The sequence below is a fragment of the Microvirga vignae genome (genome assembly GCF_001017175.1).
Classification (GTDB): domain Bacteria; phylum Pseudomonadota; class Alphaproteobacteria; order Rhizobiales; family Beijerinckiaceae; genus Microvirga; species Microvirga vignae.
The window spans coordinates 1-3,381 of the sequence record NZ_LCYG01000152.1 but is presented as its reverse complement, the minus strand read 5'-3'; the positions used below and the strand labels follow the sequence as shown (position 1 = coordinate 3,381).

Sequence of the window (3,381 nt, the reverse complement as noted above, 5' to 3'; positions counted from 1 at the left end):
CAACAAGGCAGCGAGCCAGGCGTGATGGGTGAAACAACGCGTGACGGCTCAAGCGCTCGCGGTGCGCTCATCTGAAACGAAAGCAGACTGCCCCCTTTCGGCCGAGCATAAAGGAGACCTGATGCAATGAACCTGCAGGAAATGGAGCCGTGGCTCGGGCGCTCTACGAGATCCTGGAGGACGCACGCGACTAGGATCGGGCGCCCGAGCAGTGCAAAGCGACGTTTCGCGAGGAGGCCCGAGCAGTCTTTGCTGCTCTCGACAAACATGACAGGCAGGATCGCACCTCGAGGTCAGTTCAGCCGCTCTTGTCTTATGGTGCCGAGTCCGATCGGCATGCGTTGTTTGTCACGCCCGACAAGAGAAGAAAGCACTAAGCGAGAGAAGAATTATAGGATATGCGTCTCTTGAAGTTCGGCTGGCTGCTACGGTAGTAAGTCGGGCAAATATCCATGCCTTACTAGTAAATCTCTGGGGCAAGTGAGTGCGTTGGCCTAGTAGCCGTATTGGCACCCACTGCAACGGCAGGGCCAATCAAGCTTACCAGCAATGTCATGCGCTGTCTTTAGCGCGCGAGACAGATACGGGCGTGAATTCGAATCAATCCATGAAGGTAACGATCATGGCCGACGTCGCCTTGATCTGCCTCGGCTCAAGAAGGTGGCTTCCGAAAGGATCGACTGCTCGAGCAAAGGATAACGTGATGAGTCATTTCTCCTCATTGGACGCACCAGCGGTCACAATCCCGCTGCTCCAGCAATGGGCCCGGGACGGTCAACGGCTGGTGGAGGCCTACAAAGACATCGCCCTCGTCATCCCGGCCCTGCGCGAACTCCACGACGTCACCCGCTATGATCGCCTGGAATGATCGTCGCCGCTGCGCCGGATCAACGACCGATCCACCATAGACGCACGACCGATTTCGAGAAAGGTGCCTTGGCGCACCGCTTACTGTAATTATGCGGATGCTGGTACAGCAGCAACGTCAGTATATAGTCGTCCAGGGCGGCATTGGAAACAGAGAGAAAATGAGAGAGGAAGCTCGCTGCTCTCGAGCGACCAGAGATAGTTCAGCGTGTACTGCCATACGCATTCGAGGTTTGGCGGAAATGGACGCAGCGCAAACCGGAGTTGGTGCTCGAGCCCACGGCCGAGCCAGCGGCCGCACGGCGCTTTGAGCTTGTCGATATCCAGTCGGGTGGATCTCTGCGCGAAGTCCTGATCGAACCAGACAGCAAAGTCCTTCGCCGTCCAGCGATCCGTGACGTGCACTTTGCGCCAGGGCCGGTGCGGATCCAAGAACACGAACAGGTTCACGGTGCCGTTGCGGCGATACTCGTCATCGACGCGCTCGATCTGTCCGGGCGTGGCCGCGAGCGGCGGGTGCGTCTCGCCGATGAGCTGGGTCGGGCTCTCATCAAAGCACACTACGGGCCGCATCGGATCGGGGGCCTCAGCATAGAGGTCGAGCACGTCCTCCATGCGTGCCACGTACTCGCTATTGATCTTGGGGCCCCACCACATCTTCTGACGCGACGGCTTGAGCGCGTTCCCGGCCAGACGGCCGCGCAGCGTCTCGCGCGACAGGCTCGTGTGTGCGGTGAGCCGCACCATCTCGCCGGCCAAGAACTCGATCATCCAGCGGGCGCGGCCCGCCGGCGGCTTCGCGCAGGCGGTGGCCACCAGCAGCGGCTCCTCCGGGCCCGAGAGCTTGCGGGCGGCGCCCGGACGGGGCTCCTCGTTCAGGGCGCTGTCCAGGTTGCCCTCCACGAAGCGGCACTTGGTCCGAACCACAGTCGAGCCGCCCACCGCCACGCTCCTGGCGATGTCCTCATCCGGGACGCCGCGATCCGCCGCTAAGAGGATCTGCGCTCGCTTGAGCGTGCGGGCTGCCTGCCTGCCGCCGCTGAGCATCGCCTGGAGTTGAGTGCGCTCAGCCTCCCTCAGCTCGACCTGGTAGCGTATGTTCATCTCGGCCTCCCGCGTGAGAGGCCCAGCTGAGTCAGCCGATGAATCGAGCGTGTGGCGAATGCCCGGACCAAGCTTCACCGATAGGCAGGGCCAGTACTTGGCCTTCATCGACGCCTACACGAGTGTCCATGACCGCCCCCGGCCGAGACCGATATGCAGCGCCACTTCCAGGTCACTCCGCCCTCCGTGCACCAGATGATCCTGACCTTGGAACGCGCCGGATTGATCCGCCGCCAGTCCGGGGTGGCGCGAAGCATCGAGGTGTTGGTCGCCCCTGAATGCCTGCCCCTCCTGCGCCATCCCCAACCCGTCAAATCCTCCGGGCCGAAGATCTCGTCTTATAGCGAACCTTGTGCCGCCCCCCAAACCTCCGCAATATCGATCCCATCATTCTTTCTCTCCCGAGCATCATCTCGGAACAAATGTTCCGTATCTTGACGATCAACGGAAACATTTGTTGCAATCCCAGAAATGGTCCGTTAGGAGTAGCGACATGAACATCGCGGAATTCGGCGCCAAAATGAGCCAGGAATTCGAGCAGCTATCGCCCCAAAATCAAAAGGCGGCTGCGTACATGATGCGCTGTCCTGAGGATGTTGCGCTGCTGTCGATGCGGGACGTAGCCAGGAAGGCTGGCGTACCTGCCTCAACGCTCGTCAGGCTTGCACAGGCACTTGGGCATTCGAGCTATGTCGAGATTAAAAGGCAGTTCGCCGAGTCCTTAAAAGAGGGACGTTTGTCATCGTTCTCGGCACGCGCTCGAGAGCTGCAAGTTCGGAACGATACGTTACACGCCGATCATCATTCTTCGGCGATCGTCCACCAGCATGAAGCGATATTGGGGGAAATACTCTCCCGAAATGGGCAAGACCGCATTGACTCCTTTGCTCGCCAGCTTTTGACGGTTGACAAACTATTCATGTTCGGAGTTCGCAGCGCATTCGCGCCGATATATCAATATTTTTACTTGTATCAGATGTTCCGCCAGAATGGCATCCTGGTGAACGACCCTGGTGGCGCCCCAAGCGATATACTTCGAAAGCTCCGAGCGACAGATGGTTTCCTTCTGGTGAGTTTCGAGCCCTATGCGCGTGAATCGGTGGCTGCCGCTCGTTTGGCCAAGCAGATGGGGGCCCCGGTTTTTGCGATTACTGACAGCCTCGTTTCCCCTATATCAGCCTGTGCATCCAACATCTTAACAGTACCGACGTCAATTTCTTCCTTCTTTCCTTCCTTAGTCGGGATCGGCGCGTTGCTCGAGATCGTCGTGGCGAGGCAAGTGGTTTTCGAAGGCGTGGCGGCGATCGACGAATTAGCAGCAACGGACAAGCGGCTCTCCGAGTTGGGGGCCTACTGGACTAAAGGAAAGAGGTCGTGACCTACGTACTTCATCGCAACTTACACGATGTG

Annotated in this window: 2 protein-coding genes and 1 pseudogene; 2 read left to right on the top strand and 1 reads right to left on the bottom strand. The window is 59.1% G+C overall.

From position 1 onward, the window contains the following. The first annotated feature begins 703 nt into the window (after positions 1-703). Positions 704-868, top strand: coding sequence for a hypothetical protein (locus AA309_RS35630; RefSeq protein WP_160310592.1), 165 nt, complete (start codon positions 704-706; stop codon positions 866-868). A gap of 308 nt (positions 869-1,176) precedes the next feature. Here AA309_RS35630 and AA309_RS31325 read toward each other — a convergent pair. Next, positions 1,177-1,971 (bottom strand): annotated as a pseudogene (locus tag AA309_RS31325) (IS630 family transposase); the annotation flags it as partial. Between the two features lie 493 nt (positions 1,972-2,464). On the opposite strand from AA309_RS31325, the gene AA309_RS31315 reads away from it, so the two are divergent. Continuing rightward, positions 2,465-3,349 (top strand): MurR/RpiR family transcriptional regulator, encoded by an 885-nt coding sequence (locus tag AA309_RS31315; protein WP_047192935.1) that lies wholly within the window; start codon positions 2,465-2,467, stop codon positions 3,347-3,349. Positions 3,350-3,381: the final 32 nt, after the last annotated feature.

Bases quoted from the DNA above. Each gene is read 5' to 3' on its own strand.
- AA309_RS31315 (WP_047192935.1), top strand. From the start codon at position 2,465: ATGAACATCGCGGAATTCGGCGCCAAAATGAGCCAGGAATTCGAGCAG.
- AA309_RS35630 (WP_160310592.1), top strand. From the start codon at position 704: ATGAGTCATTTCTCCTCATTGGACGCACCAGCGGTCACAATCCCGCTG.